Annotated in this window: 10 protein-coding genes, 3 tRNA genes and 1 pseudogene; 5 read left to right on the forward strand and 9 right to left on the reverse strand. The window is 71.0% G+C overall.

The features are described from left to right. Positions 1 to 1,951 precede the first annotated feature (1,951 nt). From E6P78_RS24010 to E6P78_RS24020, 3 genes are all read right to left on the reverse strand, one after another. Positions 1,952 to 2,025: transfer RNA gene (locus tag E6P78_RS24010), tRNA-Ile, on the reverse strand. 166 nt (positions 2,026 to 2,191) lie between these two features. Further along, positions 2,192 to 2,264: transfer RNA gene (locus tag E6P78_RS24015), tRNA-Asn, on the reverse strand. Between the two features lie 5 nt (positions 2,265 to 2,269). Further along, positions 2,270 to 2,342, reverse strand: a tRNA-Asn gene (locus E6P78_RS24020). A 181-nt stretch (positions 2,343 to 2,523) separates the two neighbouring features. On the opposite strand from E6P78_RS24020, the gene E6P78_RS24025 reads away from it, so the two are divergent. The 4 genes from E6P78_RS24025 (at position 2,524) to E6P78_RS24040 (ending at position 8,285) form a co-directional block, all read left to right on the forward strand. After that, positions 2,524 to 2,823 (forward strand): YtxH domain-containing protein, encoded by a 300-nt coding sequence (locus tag E6P78_RS24025; protein WP_136205767.1) that lies wholly within the window; start codon positions 2,524 to 2,526, stop codon positions 2,821 to 2,823. 68 nt (positions 2,824 to 2,891) lie between these two features. Beyond that, positions 2,892 to 4,337: an FGGY family carbohydrate kinase gene (locus tag E6P78_RS24030; protein WP_136205714.1), complete on the forward strand. Its 1,446-nt coding sequence runs from the start codon at positions 2,892 to 2,894 to the stop codon at positions 4,335 to 4,337. Positions 4,338 to 4,620: 283 nt separating this feature from the next. Then, the gene (locus tag E6P78_RS24035) at positions 4,621 to 6,354 is read left to right on the forward strand and encodes an ABC transporter ATP-binding protein (protein WP_136205715.1); all 1,734 of its coding nucleotides are present in this window, start codon (positions 4,621 to 4,623) and stop codon (positions 6,352 to 6,354) included. Then, entirely contained in the window at positions 6,354 to 8,285 is a 1,932-nt protein-coding gene (locus E6P78_RS24040) for an ABC transporter ATP-binding protein (RefSeq protein WP_136205716.1), read from the forward strand. Before E6P78_RS24035 ends, E6P78_RS24040 begins: the two co-directional genes overlap by 1 nt. Positions 8,286 to 8,331: 46 nt before the next feature. On the opposite strand, the gene E6P78_RS24045 is transcribed toward E6P78_RS24040, so the two are convergent. The 5 genes from E6P78_RS24045 to E6P78_RS24065 all read right to left on the reverse strand — a co-directional run bounded on the left by E6P78_RS24045 (position 8,332) and on the right by E6P78_RS24065 (position 15,364). Then, the gene (locus tag E6P78_RS24045; protein ID WP_136205717.1) at positions 8,332 to 9,453 is read right to left on the reverse strand and encodes an RNA polymerase sigma factor; all 1,122 of its coding nucleotides are present in this window, start codon (positions 9,451 to 9,453) and stop codon (positions 8,332 to 8,334) included. Positions 9,454 to 9,643: 190 nt separating this feature from the next. Then, positions 9,644 to 11,548, reverse strand: a complete 1,905-nt coding sequence (gene dnaG / locus E6P78_RS24050; RefSeq protein ID WP_136205718.1) for a DNA primase — start codon at positions 11,546 to 11,548, stop codon at positions 9,644 to 9,646. A 103-nt stretch (positions 11,549 to 11,651) separates the two neighbouring features. After that, complete coding sequence (locus tag E6P78_RS24055; protein WP_136205719.1) at positions 11,652 to 12,911, reverse strand: FAD-dependent oxidoreductase; 1,260 nt, start codon at positions 12,909 to 12,911, stop codon at positions 11,652 to 11,654. A gap of 108 nt (positions 12,912 to 13,019) precedes the next feature. Continuing rightward, positions 13,020 to 14,330 carry a deoxyguanosinetriphosphate triphosphohydrolase gene (locus E6P78_RS24060; protein ID WP_136205720.1) on the reverse strand — a complete coding sequence of 437 codons (1,311 nt, stop codon included), beginning with the start codon at positions 14,328 to 14,330 and terminating at the stop codon, positions 13,020 to 13,022. A gap of 194 nt (positions 14,331 to 14,524) precedes the next feature. Continuing rightward, positions 14,525 to 15,364, reverse strand: coding sequence for a Cof-type HAD-IIB family hydrolase (locus tag E6P78_RS24065; RefSeq protein WP_136205768.1), 840 nt, complete (start codon positions 15,362 to 15,364; stop codon positions 14,525 to 14,527). A gap of 184 nt (positions 15,365 to 15,548) precedes the next feature. Here E6P78_RS24065 and E6P78_RS24070 point away from each other — a divergent pair. Then, a pseudogene (locus E6P78_RS24070) lies at positions 15,549 to 15,817 on the forward strand (hypothetical protein); the annotation flags it as partial. An 85-nt stretch (positions 15,818 to 15,902) separates the two neighbouring features. Here the strand turns inward: E6P78_RS24070 and cutA are convergent. Continuing rightward, positions 15,903 to 16,241, reverse strand: a complete 339-nt coding sequence (gene cutA / locus E6P78_RS24075; protein ID WP_136205721.1) for a divalent-cation tolerance protein CutA — start codon at positions 16,239 to 16,241, stop codon at positions 15,903 to 15,905. Positions 16,242 to 16,268 lie beyond the last annotated feature (27 nt).

Consider the following 16,268-nt stretch of genomic DNA (forward strand, 5'->3'; position numbering starts at 1 on the left):
CATCTCGGAAGTGCCTTGCTGATCGTGCGTGCTGGAAGCCTGAAGAACTCCCATCATCGCAGGTCACAAGGCACTTTCTCGTTCCAAGAAAAGTTATCCACAGGCATCGATTCGGCGGATCAAGGCTAAGTCCGTGTCCTATGTGGTGAGTCGGAGGAGTCGTTCGGTGTCGTCGGTCCTGCGGGGCCACGTTGGGCTCAGCAATGGCCGGGCCGATGTGAACGCTGCAGCACGAAACGACGGTGCCCTCCTCGTCCGAGACGAGGAGGCTCGTCGGTCCTGCAGGGCACCGGGGTCTCAAGTGGGTGTGCCGCCACATGCCGCCCTCGCCCCGAGCCCGACCGAGGCGATCGAGACTATTCAAGCCGAGGCATTCGTGATTCTCGACGACCGCCGACACGCAGCATCACTCCGGGAAGCACAAGTGACGACGTGAACGTCCAAGTCCTCACCTATCCGTTGGGGAGGCAGTTGTGGGCGCCCCCGCCCTGCCCTGGACAGTTCACGGGCAGACCGCCACACAGACCCATGAGAGCATCGACACGCTCGCCGACGAGCCGAACTGTTGGGCGAACAGGAAGCACCAGAAAGTCAGCCACCCCATCCACATCCCCTTCCGAGGCCGCCGACTCAAACGGTGCAAGCGTCCACGCAACAGTGATCACGTCAAGGTCCGCTGCCTGGGCCAGCAAGCCCACGGCTGTTCTGAAGATCTGGCAGCTCCGCCGTGGCACCAACTGCACCATCACGGTCGTGGCGGTCCAGCCCCGCGCGGAGGAGTTCGCGCGCGGTATGGAACGGGCTGCCCCACCGCGCTACGGCGCAATTGGCGGATTCAGTCGGTATTGACCTCCTGAGGCCCCGTTCCAGCCTCGGCGGGGATGGGCGCCGTCGTCGCTGCGGGCAGCTTGGCGTACTGACAGAAGTTGAAGGCGCCAGCGCCTATACGCCGCGGCCCATCCCTCCGTTTGTGCGCCCGTACTTGCTGGCTGCCGCCCCGCTGTCCGTACCGACCCTGACCGTTTCCTGCACGAACAGCTCGGCATACGGGCCCATCACGACAGCGTCGCCGCCTGCGCGTCAGTCCCCGCACCGGACTCAGGCGTTTCTACGCTGCTCTCGGGCGTTGGCGCAGGGTTGGCGCCGGTTCTGCGGGTGCGCAGCGAGTTGTGGAGCATGGTCCCGCCCACGCCAACGCCGGCGCCGATGATGGCGCCCTGTTGGCGGCCCACCATCTGACCGATCTTGATGCCCTGTTGGCGGCCCGCCAACTGGTAGGCGGCTCCCAGGGCTGCGGGGCCTGCCCCGCCTCGCGGCTTCCGCGGAGAGTTTTGCGTAGTCCCACATCTTGGGGCACCTCGGTTCGTGTCACTGGTCGGGACGGATCAATGATCTCAAGGCGGCGTGACACGGGTGGGCAAGTTCGCAACTTCTCGTCGTCGGCAGCTGCTCCCCCTACCGATGGTGATGTCGAGGTCGCGTGTGCTCCGCAAGCTGCACAGCCTGCCCCGAACGAAGACCAGCGCGCTCAGCGACCCTGCGATGAGTGGATGCGCAAGAGCGTCCAGAAGAACTGTGCCCTGGGGTGAGATGTGGACCGCGGGTGCGGCATGCACCAGGTGCGCCGCCGCATCGCACCGGGGCAAACAAGAGCCTGCCACGCCGGCCTCGCCGATGCAGACGGTGTCTCCTGACTGCCCGGACACAGCACGGAAGCAGAGACGTCATGCGATGTGGCGGAGCGCGACGCTTCCCTCGACGGCCGTGGGACCGCGCCACAACGCTCCCTCGGGCAAGCGCCGCAAAAGGCCAGGTCAGACACCTCTGAAGTGCGCTGACACGCTGCGACAACGGGTCAGTACCGCACGGTGCGCGGCTAGTACCGCACGGAAAAACGCCACCAAATCCACGTTTTCCCCAGGTCAGAACGATTCTGCCCGGGGACGCTCGGTGGGGCGGGTGGGACTCGAACCCACGGCCGACGGATTATGAGTCCGCTGCTCTAACCGGCTGAGCTACCGCCCCGTTTCGGCGTGGCGCGTACATGTGTGCGCACCGTCTGCCGCAGCATAGCCGGTCATACGATCTCCCGCTGCGGATGCCCGGCTGCTGATGACCATGAAGACGGCGCTGCTCGTCGCCCGGTTCCGGGCATACGAAAAAGGACCCCAGCGGGGCCCTCTTCCGATCGCTCCCCCGACTGGACTCGAACCAGTAACCCTCCGGTTAACAGCCGAATGCTCTGCCAATTGAGCTACAGGGGATCGCGCTCCCCCGACTGGACTCGAACCAGTAACCTGCCGGTTAACAGCCGGCTGCTCTGCCAATTGAGCTACAGGGGATTGCTGCTGTGCCTCGAAACGTACCTGCCTGGCGGATGCCGGGCGGCGCGTGCTCGCTGCGACACATACATTAGCGCAAGCAGGGGGGTGCTTCGCCAATCGGTATCGGCCGGGGTGATCTCGGGCGTCTGCGGGTAGGCGGGCAGCACACGTCGCACGGAGCGAAGGAAGGGTGGCAGCCATGCGGTACCGGCTCACGTTCATCGCCGGAGTGGCCCTCGGTTACGTGCTCGGCACGCGAGCCGGGCGCGAGCGTTACGAGCAGCTGAAGAAGTCCGCACGCCAGTTCGCCCAGAACCCGGCCGTGCGCAACACCTGCGAAACCGCGGCCCAGAGCGGCCGGGAGTTCGCGGGGAAGGCGTACCACGCGGTCGGGGAGAAGGTCGGCGACAAGGTGCCGGCGTCCGTGACGGACCGGGTGCGGTCCTTGCGCGGGCGCGGGGCGAGCGGAGCGGACGACTGGGGGACCACCAACACCTGAGTCGGCCGGAACCACGTCTGCCGCGCCACCGGTACGGGAAACCTCCGGTGGTGCGGCAGAATCTGTGTATGGGCATAGTCGCCGGCTTGGACAGTTCTTCCGCGTTCACACACATCGTGGTCTGCGATACGGACACGGGCGCCGTACTGCGGCAGGGGTACGCCGCGCATCCCGTCGAGGCGAAGGCCACCGAGGTCGACCCGCAGGCGTGGCTGCTCTCCCTCGGTGAGGCCGCCACCGGCGGGCTGCTCGAAGGGGTGCAGGCGATCGGCGTTTCCGCGCAGCAGCACGGGCTCGTCCCGCTGGACCACCAGGGCAACCTCGTGCGGCCGGCGCTGCTCGGCAACGACAAGCGGGCGCAGGCCGCGGCGGCCGATCTCATCGACGGGCTCGGCGGGCGGCAGGCCTGGGCCGAGGCGGTCGGGGCGGTGCCGCAGGCCGCGCAGCCCGTGTCGAAGCTGCGCTGGCTGGCGCGGACCGAGCCGGAGCAGGCGCAGCGGGTCGCAGCGGTGATGCAGCCGCACGACTGGCTGGTGTGGCAGCTGCTGGGCCGGCCGGCCCGGCGGACCACCGACCGGGGCGCCGCGTCCGGCACCGGGTACTGGTCGGCGGGTGCGGAGTCCTACCGGCCGGAGCTGGTGGAGCTGGCGCTCGGGCACCAGGCGGCGCTGCCGGAGGTGCTCGGGCCGTCCGAGGCCGCCGGGACGACGCCGGAGGGGCTGCTGATCTCCGCCGGGACCGGCGAGACCATGGCTGCGGCCTTCGGGCTGGGGGTCGGGGTCGGGGACGCGGTCGTCTCGCTGGGGGCCTCGGGCTCGGTGATGGCCGTGCATCACGAGGCGCTGGCCGATCCGACCGGGATGATCACCTCGTTCGCCGACGCGACGGGCATGCACCTGCCGGTGGTCCACACGTCGAACGCGGTACGCGCCCTGCGCGGCACGGCCGAGATGCTGGACGTGGAAGGGCTCGACGCGCTCTCCGCTCTGGCGCTGAAGTCGACGTCCGGCTCCTCGGGGCTCGTACTCCTGCCGTATCTGGAGGGTGAGCGCACCCCGCAGCTGCCGCACACCGCCGGGACCTTGTGCGGGCTGCGCCGGGAGTCGATGAAGCCGGAGCACCTGGCGCGGGCCGCGTTCGAGGGGATGCTCTGCTCGCTGGCCGACGCGCTCGACGTGCTGCGCGGCCGGGGTGTGGAGGTGCGGCGGGTGTTCCTGCTGGGGGCGGCGGCCGAGCTGCCGGCCGTGCGGCAGCTGGCGCCCGCGCTGCTGGGTACGCAGGTCGTCGTCCCGCAGCCCGCGCAGTACGCGGCGCTCGGCGCGGCCCGGCAGGCGGCCTGGGCGCTGGGTGTCTCGCAGGGGGCGCTCGACGGGCGCACTCCGCCGGCCTGGCAGGGCGCCGCGGCGCAGGTGCTGGAGCCGGGCGAGGAGCTGCCCGTGGGGCAGGCCGTGCGTCAGCAGTACGTCGCGACGCGGGACCAGATCCACCCGGGAGCGTTCGACCCGGCGCGGTGAACAAGGGCGCGCGGTGAGGGAGAGCGCGCGGTGAGGGAGAGCGCGCGGTGAGTGGGAGCGCGCAGCGAGCGGGAGCGCGCAGCGAGGCAGAGCGCGCGGTGAGTGGGAGCGCGCGGTGAGTGGGAGCGCGCGCGGTGAGTGAGGGCGGGGGCGCGGAATTGCGGAATTATGGACCGAGTCCGGTTTTTGACCGGGACTTGAACAAAACCGTTCGCGGTCCCGGTGAGCGGTGCCGGAAGATGGGTCGGCTGCCCCCGACCTACGCCGACTCCGAGAGACACGCGTGCTCATAAAACTCCTGCGGGCCTATCTCGCTCCGTACAAGAAACCGCTCGCGGTGCTGGTCGTCTTCCAGCTGTTGCAGACCTGCGCCACCCTCTACCTCCCGACCCTCAACGCCGACATCATCGACAACGGTGTCGTCGAGGGGGACACGGGCTACATCCTCCAGTACGGCGGCGTGATGATCGTCGTCAGCATCGCCCAGGTGGTCTGCAACATCGGGGCGGTCTACATCGGCGCCCGAACCGCCTCGGCACTCGGGCGCGATGTGCGGGCTTCGGTCTTCGACCAGGTGCAGTCGTTCTCCGCGCGCGAGGTCGGCCGGTTCGGTGCTCCCTCGCTGATCACCCGTACGACCAATGACGTCCAGCAGATCCAGATGCTGGTCCTGATGACGTTCACGCTGATGGTGTCGGCCCCGATCATGTGTGTCGGCGGCATCATCATGGCGCTCGGCCAGGACGTCCCGCTGTCGGCGGTGCTGCTCGCCGTGGTGCCGGTCCTCGGGATCGCGGTCAGCCTCATCGTGCGGAAGATGCGCCCGCTGTTCCGGCTGATGCAGAAGCGGCTCGACACGGTGAACCGGGTGCTGCGCGAGCAGATCACCGGCAACCGGGTCATCCGCGCCTTCGTCCGCGACGAGTACGAAGAGGGCCGCTTCCGGGGCGCGAACACCGAGCTGACGGACGTGGCGCTGTCCACGGGTCGGCTGATGGCCCTGATGTTCCCGACCGTGATGACCGTCGTGAACCTGTCCTCGATCGCCGTCGTCTGGTTCGGCGCGCACCGCATCGACAGCGGCGGGATGGAGATCGGCGCGCTGACCGCGTTCCTCGCCTATCTGATGCAGATCGTCATGTCGGTGATGATGGCCACCTTCATGTTCATGATGGTGCCGCGCGCCGAGGTATGCGCCGAGCGCGTCCAGGAGGTCCTGGAGACCGACTCCAGCGTCGTCCCGCCGGTCGAGCCGGTACGGGAGCTGCGCGCCCACGGACACCTGGAGGTGCGCGGCGCGGACTTCCGCTACCCGGGCGCCGAGGAGCCCGTGCTGCGGTCGGTGGACCTGGTGGCGCGGCCGGGCGAGACGACCGCGATCATCGGGTCGACGGGCAGCGGGAAGTCGACGCTGCTCGGGCTCGCACCCCGGCTGTTCGATGTGACGGACGGCCAGGTGCTGGTCGACGGGACGGACGTGCGGACGCTGGAGCCGGCGCTGCTGGCGAAGACCGTGAGCCTGGTCCCGCAGAAGCCGTACCTGTTCTCCGGGACGGTCGCGACGAATCTGCGGTACGGGAACCCGGACGCGACCGACGAGGAGCTGTGGCACGCGCTGGAGGTCGCCCAGGCCAAGGGGTTCGTCGAGGGCCTGGAGCACGGGCTCGACGCGCCGATCGCGCAGGGCGGCACCAATGTCTCCGGGGGGCAGCGGCAGCGGCTCTCGATCGCGCGGACGCTGGTGCAGCAGCCGGAGATCTACCTCTTCGACGACTCGTTCTCGGCGCTGGACTACGCCACGGACGCCGCGCTGCGTGCGGCGCTGCTGCGGGAGACCGCGCGGGCGACCGTGGTGATCGTGGCCCAGCGGGTCTCCACGATCCGCGACGCCGACCGGATCATCGTGCTGGACGAGGGGCGGGTCGTCGGAACCGGCACCCACCACGAGCTGATGGACGGCAATGACACCTACCGGGAGATCGTGCTCTCCCAGCTGACGGAAGCGGAGGCCGCGTAATGGCCGGGCCTGGCGGACGCATGATGGCGGGCAGGGCGCCGACCCAGCGGTCCATGGACTTCAAGGGGTCCTCGAAGCGGCTGCTGAAGCGTTTCGCCGTGGAGAAGAAGACGCTGTACGTGATGCTGGTGGCGGTCGCGCTGAGCGTCGCGCTCTCCGTGGTCGGCCCGAAGATCCTCGGCAAGGCCACCGACCTGGTGTTCGCCGGTGTCATCGGCCGGGGGATGGACGCGGGGACCACCAAGGAGCAGGCCGTCGAGGGCCTGCGCAGGAGCAACAGCGGCCTGGCCGACATGCTCTCGAAGGTGGACTTCATCCCCGGTCAGGGCATGGACTTCGACGCGATCGGCCGTGTGCTGCTCATGGCGCTGGCGGTGTACGTCGGTGCCGGGCTGCTGATGCTGGTGTCGACGCGGCTGTCGATCCGGGTGATCAACCGGGTCGTGTTCCAGCTGCGCGAGGACATCCAGACGAAGCTGTCGCGGCTGCCGCTGTCGTACTTCGACCGCGCCAAGCGCGGCGAGGTGCTGAGCCGGGCGACGAACGACATCGACAACATCTCGCAGACGATGCAGCAGACGATGGGCCAGCTCATCAACTCGCTGCTGACGATCGTCGGTGTGCTGGTGATGATGTTCTGGATCTCGCCGCTGCTGGCGCTGGTCGCGCTGGTGACGGTGCCGCTGTCGGTGGTCGTGGCGACGAAGGTCGGCAAGCGCTCCCAGCCGCAGTTCGTCCAGCAGTGGAAGGTGACGGGCAAGCTCAACGCCCACATCGAGGAGATGTACACCGGGCACACCCTGGTGAAGGTCTTCGGCCGGCAGGAGGAGTCCGCGCGGGACTTCGCCGAGCAGAACGAGGCGCTGTACGAGGCCGGGTTCAAGGCGCAGTTCAACAGCGGGATCATGCAGCCGCTGATGATGTTCGTGTCGAACCTGAACTACGTGCTGATCGCCGTGGTCGGCGGCCTGCGGGTCGCCTCCGGCGCGCTGTCGATCGGTGATGTGCAGGCGTTCATCCAGTACTCGCGGCAGTTCTCGATGCCGCTGACCCAAGTCGCCTCGATGGCGAACCTGGTGCAGTCGGGGGTGGCGTCGGCGGAGCGGATCTTCGAGCTGCTGGACGCCGAGGAGCAGGAGCCCGACCCGGCGAAGGGCGAGGGCGAGCACCCCGGCATCCTGCGCGGCAGCGTCGCGCTGGAGAAGGTGGCGTTCCGCTACGACCCGGAGAAGCCGCTCATCGAGGACCTGTCGCTGAACGTCGAACCGGGGCACACGGTCGCGATCGTCGGCCCGACGGGCGCCGGCAAGACGACGCTGGTCAACCTCCTGATGCGGTTCTACGAGGTGACGGGCGGCCGGATCACGCTCGACGGGGTCGACATCGCGAAGATGTCGCGGGCCGACCTGCGGTCGGGCATCGGCATGGTCCTCCAGGACACCTGGCTGTTCGGCGGGACCATCGCGGAGAACATCGCGTACGGGGCGTCGGGCGACGTCACCCGGGAGGAGATCGAGGAGGCGGCGAAGGCGGCCCACGCCGACCGCTTCATCCGTACCCTGCCGGACGGTTACGACACGGTGATCGACGACGAGGGCTCCGGGGTCAGCGCGGGCGAGAAGCAGCTGATCACCATCGCGCGGGCGTTCCTGTCCGACCCGGTGATACTGGTGCTGGACGAGGCGACCAGCTCCGTCGACACCCGTACCGAGGTGCTGATCCAGAAGGCGATGGCGGGCCTCGCGCACGGCCGTACGAGCTTCGTGATCGCGCACCGGCTCTCCACCATCCGGGACGCCGACGTCATCCTGGTCATGGAGGACGGGTCGATCGTCGAGCAGGGCACGCACGAGGAACTGCTGGCGGCCGAGGGCGCGTACGCCCGGCTGTACTCGGCGCAGTTCGCCCAGGCGATCGCCGAGGTCGACTGACCCGTACGAAGGTTCCGCGGCTGCCCCGGCCGTACGCGCGTGCGCGTCAGTCGAGGTAGCCGCGAAGCTGGTCGGCGGAGGCGTGGTCGCGCAGTTTGCCGAGGGTCCTGGACTCGATCTGGCGGATGCGTTCGCGCGTCACACCGAAGATGCGGCCGATCTCCTCCAGGGTGCGGGGCCGGCCGTCGACCAGTCCGTAGCGCAGCTGGACCACCTTGCGTTCGCGCTCGCCCAGGGTGGAGAGCACCGCTTCCAGGTGCTGGCGCAGCAGCAGGAAGGCCGCGGACTCCACGGGGGACGCGGCGTCCCCGTCCTCGATGAGGTCGCCGAGCGAGACCTCGTCCTCCTCGCCGACCGGGGCGTGCAGGGAGATGGGTTCCTGGGCGAGGCGCAGGATCTCGCCGACCCGTTCGGGGGTGAGGTCGAGGTGGGCGGCGACCTCCTCGGGCGTGGGCTCGTAGCCCCGTTCCTGGAGCATGCGGCGCTGGACCCGGACGACGCGGTTGATCAGCTCCACGACGTGGACCGGAACCCGTATGGTCCGCGCCTGGTCGGCGAGGGCGCGGGACATGGCCTGCCGTATCCACCAGGTCGCGTACGTCGAGAACTTGTAGCCGCGGGCGTAGTCGAACTTCTCCACGGCCCGGATCAGGCCGAGGTTCCCCTCCTGGACGAGGTCGAGCATGGTCAGGCCGCGGCCCACGTAGCGTTTGGCCACCGAGACCACCAGGCGCAGGTTGGCCTCGATGAGGCGGCGCTTGGCCGTCCGGCCCATGACGACGAGGCGGTCCAGGTCGACGGCGAGGCGGGTGTCGGGGTCCGGGGTGCGGGCGAGGCGTTCCTCGGCGAACAGGCCGGCCTCGACGCGGCGGGCGAGCTCGACCTCCTCGGCCGCGGTGAGCAGCGGGATGCGGCCGATCTCGCGCAGGTACTGGCGGAACAGGTCGGACGAGGGCCCGGTCTCCGGCCGGCCGCGCGGCTCCGGGGGCTCCTCCGGCTCCGCGGACTCCTCCATGACCGCCTCGGGCGGCTCGGGGCCGTCCTGCGCGTCCCGGGGCTCGGGCGCGGGTGCCGGGGGGTGCCCGCCGGCTTCGGGGTGGCGCGCGGCCCGGGCCTGCACGGGGATGGCCGGGACGCACTCGGTTTCGGTCACGGTCCGGGTCTGCACGGGGGCGACCTCCAGGTGATCGCTGCCGGACCGCGGGGATGGGGCCACCGTTCGGTGGGGCCGCGCTCCGATGACTCAGGCACCGCCATCCAGTGTGGGGTACGACACACAGCTGCCACGAGGGGCGTGCGGTGACTTTCTGCGGGCGTGCCGTGACCGGGTGGTTACGGCAGGGCGCGGGCGGCAGGTGTCAGAGGGCGCCGGCGCCCTGGTTGCGCAGGGACTGGGCGTACTGCTGGAGGACCCAGACCTCGTTCTGCGCGGCGGCCAGGTGGTCGGGGGCGACGTTGCTGCCGAGGCGGGCCAGGCTGCTCTGGACGTCGTTGATCCGGCGGTCGACGGCGCGCAGGCGGACCTTGACCAGGTGCTCGCCGGCGTAGGCCTCGTCGATGGACTTGCCGTGGAAGACCTCGACAGCGAGCTCGGTGATCAGCTTGCGGACCGTCTCGTTGGGCGTGGCGTCGAGCACCTGGACCAGGTATTCGCGGCTGTCGCCGAGGCCCAGTTCGGCGCCGCCGGCCTCCGCGATGCACTGGCGCACGGCGGCGTAGGGCGGTGCGGTGAACTCGTCGGCCCCGTAGGCGTCGAAGGCGGGCGAGACCAGCTCGGGCTTCTGCAGGGCGAGCTTGAGCAGCTCGCGCTCGGTGCGGTGGGCGGGGCTGCGGAGGTTGAGCGCGGGGCCGGAGGAGACGGGCGGGGCCTGGACCTGCTGGTGGCGGGCGCCGTTACGGGCGGGGGCGGGGCCGCGCCGGTCGCCGCCCCGGCCACGGGCCCACTGGGCGAGCTGGTTGACCCGGTGGACGACGTACTCCTGGTCCAGGATGCCGACGAAGCCGGCCAGCTGGACGGCGACCTCGCGCTGGATGCTGCCCGTCTTGATCTTGGCGACGACGGGGGCGGCCTCGTCCAGGGCGGCGGCGCGGCCCGCCGGGGTCTCCAGGTCGTAGCGGGCGACGATCTGGCGCAGCGCGAACTCGAAGAGCGGGGTGCGGGGTTCGACCAGGTCGCGGACGGCGTCGTCGCCCTTGAGCAGGCGCAGGTCGCACGGGTCCATGTTGTCCGGGGCGATGGCGATGTAGGTCTCGGCGGCGAACTTCTGGTCGTCCTCGAAGGCGCGCAGGGCGGCCTTCTGGCCGGCCGCGTCGCCGTCGAAGGTGAAGATCACGCGGGCGCTGCCGTTGTCCATGAGGAGCCGGCGCAGGATCTTGATGTGGTCGCCGCCGAACGCCGTGCCGCAGGTGGCGATGGCGGTGGTGACCCCGGCGAGGTGGCAGGCCATCACGTCGGTGTAGCCCTCGACCACGACGGCCCGGCTGGACTTCGCGATGTCCTTCTTGGCCAGGTCGATGCCGTAGAGCACCTGGGACTTCTTGTAGATCGGGGTCTCGGGGGTGTTGAGGTACTTCGGGCCGTTGTCGTCCTCGCGCAGCCTGCGGGCGCCGAAGCCGACGACGTCGCCCGCGGTGTCGCGGATCGGCCACATCAGGCGGCCCCGGAAGCGGTCGATGGGGCCGCGCCTGCCGTCCTGGGAGAGGCCGGAGGTGATCAGCTCCTTGTCGCTGAAGCCCTTGCCCCGCAGGAAGCGGGTGAGGTGGTCCCAGCCGGCCGGGCTGTAGCCGACGCCGAAGTGGGCGGCGGCAGCCTGGTCGAAGCCGCGGTCGGCGAGGAACTTCCGGCCGATCTCGGCCTCGGGGCCGTTCAGCTGGTCGACGTAGAACTGGGCGGCCACCTTGTGCGCCTCGACCAGTCTGATCCGCTCGCCGCGCTGGTGGGAGGGGTTGTAGCCGCCCTCCTCGTAGCGCAGGGTGATGCCGGCCTTGGCGGCGAGCCGCTCGACGACCTCCGCGAACGTCAGGTGGTCGATCTTCTGCACGAAGGCGATCGTGTCGCCGCCCTCCTGGCAGCCGAAGCAGTGGAAGAGACCCTTGCTCGGACTGACCTGGAAGGAGGGGGACTTCTCGTCGTGGAAGGGGCACAGGCCCTTGAGGTTCCCCCCGCCGGCGTTGCGCAGCTGGAGGTACTCGGAAACGACGGCGTCGATCGGGACCGCGTCCCGTACCGCCTTCACATCGTCGTCATTGATCCTGCCTGCCACGGGTGAAGTCTACGGGTGGGGTCGGACACGGATGGCGCGCACGGGTGCGGACCGGTGCCGGCGCGGGGGTGGATCGGGGTTCCCCGGGCCGGTCCCGGGCCGCTCAGATCAGGGATTCCAGGGGCACCGAGGGGTCGGCCAGGGCGTCGGGGTCGACCGGCCGGCCGGCCGTGATCAGCTTCTGCACGGTCTCCGTGACGTCCCACACGTTCACGTTCATCCCGGCGAGCACGGTGCGGTCCTTCAGCCAGAACGCGATGAACCGGCGCTTGCCCGCGTCGCCCCGGATGACGACCTGGTCGTAGCTGCCCGGGGGCGCCCAGCCGGAGTATTCGAGGCCGAGGTCGTACTGGTCGGAGAAGAAGTACGGCACCCGGTCGTAGCTGACGTCCTGGCCGAGCATGGCGCGGGCCGCCGCGGGGCCGCTGTTCAGCGCGTTGGCCCAGTGCTCCACGCGCAGCCGGGTGGAGAGCAGCGGATGGACGGCGCACGCCACGTCGCCGGCTGCGTGGATGTGCGGGTCGCTGGTGCGCAGCGAGGCGTCGACGGCGATGCCGCCGCCCCGCTCGCGCGGGGCGAGGTCGAGGCCGGCCGCTTCGGCGAGCGCGGTGCGGGGGGCGGCGCCGATCGCGGCGAGCACGTCGTGGGCGGGGTGCTCCTCGCCGTCGTCGGTGCGCACCGCGAGGACCATGCCGTCCTGGCCGACGATCTCGGTGAGCCGGCCGCCGAAGTGGAAGCGGACGCCGTGGTCGCTGTGCAGCTCGGTGAAGATCTGGCCGAGCTCGGGGCCGATGACCCGCAGCAGCGGGGTGGCCTCCGGTTCGACGACGGTGACCTCGGCGCCGTAGCCGCGGGCCGCCGCCGCGACCTCCAGGCCGATCCAGCCGGCCCCGGCGATCACCAGGTGGCCGTTGTCGCGGCCGAGCGCGGCCAGCACGTTGCGCAGCCGGTCGGCGTGGGCGAGGCGGCGCAGGTGGTGGACGCCGGCCAGCTCCGTGCCGGGCACGTCGAGGCGGCGCGGTTCGGCGCCGGTGGCCAGCAGCAGCTTGTCGTAGTGGATGACGGCGCCGTCGCCCAGCTCCACGGAGCGGGCCTCGCGGTTCAGCGCGGTGACGGGCTGGCCGAGGTGGAGCTCGATGTCGGCCGAGGCGTACCAGGCGGTCTCGTGGACGAAGACGCTGTCGCGGTCCTCCTTGCCGGCGAGGTACCCCTTGGACAGCGGCGGGCGTTCGTACGGATGGTCGCGCTCGTCGCCGATCAGGATGACCCGGCCGCTGAACCCCTCCGACCGGAGCGTCTGGGCTGCCTTCGCCCCGGCGAGTCCTCCGCCGACGATGACGAACGTCCGATGTGCGTCGACCACTTGATGCCTCCTCGGTGCTTGCTGCTGCGCGGCGCCAACTGCGAGCGTCCCGCACGCAGCGTAGTGGCGAAAGGGGGTGTGGCCCGATCAGGTCACACCCGGTGGCGGTCAGCCGGGGGGCGCGGTGAGCCAGCGGTGCAGGGCGCGGGCCGAGGCGTCGGTGAGGGCGGCGATCTGGTCGACGAGGACCCGCTTGCGGGCCCGGTCGTCGGGCGCCGCCTCGTACAGGGCGCGCAGCTGTGGTTCAAGGCCCTCGGGGGCGCGGGCGGTCAGCGCGGCGGCGAGCTCGGCGATGACGATCCGCTGGTCGGCGCGGATCTCCTCCTGCTCGGCGCGCTGCATGACGTAGCGGTCGGCGATCGCCTTGAGCACCGCGCACTCGTTGCGCGCGGCGCGGGGGACGACGAGCTCGGCCCCGTACCGGCCGAGGCGTCCGGTGCCGTACGCCTGGCGGGTGGCGGTCTCGGCGGCGAGGCAGAACCGGCCGATCAGCTGGCTGGTGGCGTCCTTCAGCCGGGCCTGGGCGATGGCCGACCCGTCGTAGCCGTGCGGCCACCACTCCTGGGCGATGAGCCGGTCCAGGGCTTCGGCCAGTTCCCGCGGGTCGGTGTCGGCGGGGACGTACCGTCCGATCGCGACGTCCCAGATCTCCCGGCGCTCCGGCTCGGCCTCCAGGCAGTTGGGGTCGATGTGCCCGGCGTGCAGGCCGTCCTCGAAGTCGTGGACCGAGTACGCCACGTCGTCGGACCAGTCCATGACCTGGGCCTCGAAGCACTTGCGGTGGAGCGGGGCGCCCTTGCGGAACCACTCGAAGACCGGCAGGTCGTCCTCGTAGACCCCGAATTTGGGTGAGCCGGGGTCGGTGGGGTGCGTGCCCCGGGGCCAGGGGTACTTGGTGGCGGCGTCGAGAGCGGCGCGGGTGAGGTTGAGCCCGACGCTGGCCAGGTCGCCGGTGCGGGTGGCGGGGACGAAGCGCTTGGGTTCGAGGCGGGTCAGCAACCGCAGCGACTGGGCGTTGCCCTCGAAGCCACCGCAGTCGGACGCGAAGTCGTTGAGCGCCTGCTCGCCGTTGTGGCCGAAGGGCGGGTGGCCCATGTCGTGGGAGAGGCAGGCCGCCTCGACCAGGTCGGGGTCGCAGCCGAGGGCGGCGCCGAGTTCGCGGCCGACCTGGGCGCACTCCAGGGAGTGGGTGAGCCGGGTGCGCGGGCTGGCGTCCCAAACCTGGCTGCGGGTGCCCGGGGTGACGACCTGGGTCTTCCCGGCGAGCCTGCGCAGCGCCGCGGAGTGCAGTACGCGGGCGCGGTCGCGCTGGAAGGCGGTGCGGCCGGGACGTTTGTCCGGCTCGGGGTCCCAGCGCTCGGCGTCGGCCGGGCCGTAGGGCGCCGGCCCGGGGTGCTGTGTGCCGTCCGTGCCGTTCATGGCACCGACCCTAATCGGCCGCGCCGACAGCCGTGGTCAGGCGGGGGCCGGGAAACGTGTGTTCATCGGGGTTTCATGCGCCGGTGCGCCGCCGGTGCGCGCCTGGTCGTAGCGGTGCGGGAGCAGCCTGGTGGGCGGCGCGCACCCGGGCGTACGCGCCCGGCGCACGCCCGACCCCGCCTCATGCGTCCACCTCAGGCATCCACCCCGTGCCGGTCCCGGGCGTCCACCCCGTGCCGGTCCCGGGTGGCGAACAGGTGCTCGATGACCTGGGCGACCCCGTCCTCCTCGTTGCTCCGGGCATGCGTCGGGACGGCGGCCAGCACCGCCGGGTGGGCGTTGGCCATGGCGTAGCCCGTACCGGCCCAGGCGAGGACGGTGAGGTCGTTGGGCATGTCCCCGAACGCGATGACCTCGGTGGCCTCGATGCCCCGGGCCGCGCAGAGTCCCGCGAGCGCGCCGGCCTTGGTGACCCCGGGGGCGCTGATCTCCAGCAGCCCTCGCCCGCCGGAGTGGGTCAGCTGCACCGTGTCGCCCGCGCCCTGCCGTGCGGCGGCCAGCAGGGTGTCCGCGTCGAGCCGCTCCGACCAGGCGAGCAGCTTGGTGACGGGGGCCTCGGTCAGCCACAGCTCGGCGAGCGAGGGCACGGGCAGTTCGGCGCCCGCGTCCTCGCACATGCGCAGCCGGTAGGCCGGCTCGTACAGCACCTGATTGCCCGTCTCCAGCGCGAAGCCCACCTCCGGAACGACGGCGGCGAGTGCGGTGGCGACCTGCTGGGCGACGGCCAGGGGCAGCACGTTGGAGGAGACGACGGTACGGCTCGCCATGTCGTAGACGAGCGCGCCGTTGCCGCACACCGCCGTGCCCGCGAGGCCGGTGGCCTCGGACAGACGGTCGACGAAGCGGGGCGGCCGGGCGGTCACGATGACGATCTCCGCCCCTGCCTCCTCCGCCGTGCGCAGGGCGCGCAGGGTGCGGGGCGAGAGCGTGCCGTCGCCGCGCAGCAGGGTTCCGTCGAGGTCCGAGGCGATCAACCGTGGGAGCGACATCGGTTGATGGTATGCGGTCCGTACCAGCGGGGTGGAGAACCCTTTCGGCCGTCCGCTCTTCCAGTGAGGAGGGGCGGCAGGCCACGACACGTCGCCCCGGCACAGAAAACGGGCGAGTCAGGGCAGGGACGTGGGAGCACGGAAGCGGCTGGCGTCCTGGGGCGGCCGGATGGACGGGGCCCGGCTGCGGAGAGCCGCTGCCGCGCTGCGGAGGGCCGCCGTCCGGTCGAGGCCCCGGCTGCCGCGCACCCGGCACGGGCGCCGGCGGGCCGTGCGGGGGCCGATGGCCGCCTGTGTGCTGGCGCCGGCGCCCGCGACCTGGCTGCACACGGTCGCCGATGCCCGGGTGCGGTCGGCCGGGACGTGGCGGCGCGTCAGGTCGCGGTGGTGTTCGGGGCGGGGCTGTGGGACGGGAAGCCGTCCCCGTACCTCGCGAACTACTTCCTGGGGCCCAGCGGCCGCCGCCTGGACGACGCCCTCGCGGCGGCCGCCCGGTGACGGCCGCCCCCGGGGCCCGGGGCGCTCAGACCGAGGTGACCGGGGCCGTCTCGGCGGAGACCCAGCCCAGGTAGCGGGCGCTGCCCCGGAGGATCGGCAGGGCGATGATCTCCGGGGTGTCGTAGTCGTGCGCCTCCTGGAGGTGGGCCTCCAGCTCGTCGTACCGTTCGGCCGTCGTCTTGAACAGCAGCTGCCACTCCTCGGTGGCCTCGATGGCGTTCTGCCAGCGGTAGACCGAGGTGACGGGCGCGGAGATCTGTACGCAGGCGGCGAGCCGTGCCTCGACCACTCCCCGCGCCAGGTTCCTGGCCTTCTCCTCGCTGTCCGTCGTGGTCAGTACGGTCAGCCATGCCGGTGTCGTCACTTCGCGGTCTCCTCGCAGCGGTCGGCG

The sequence above is a fragment of the Streptomyces sp. A0958 genome (genome assembly GCF_004795035.1).
In the GTDB taxonomy this organism is placed as follows: Bacteria; Actinomycetota; Actinomycetes; order Streptomycetales; family Streptomycetaceae; genus Streptomyces.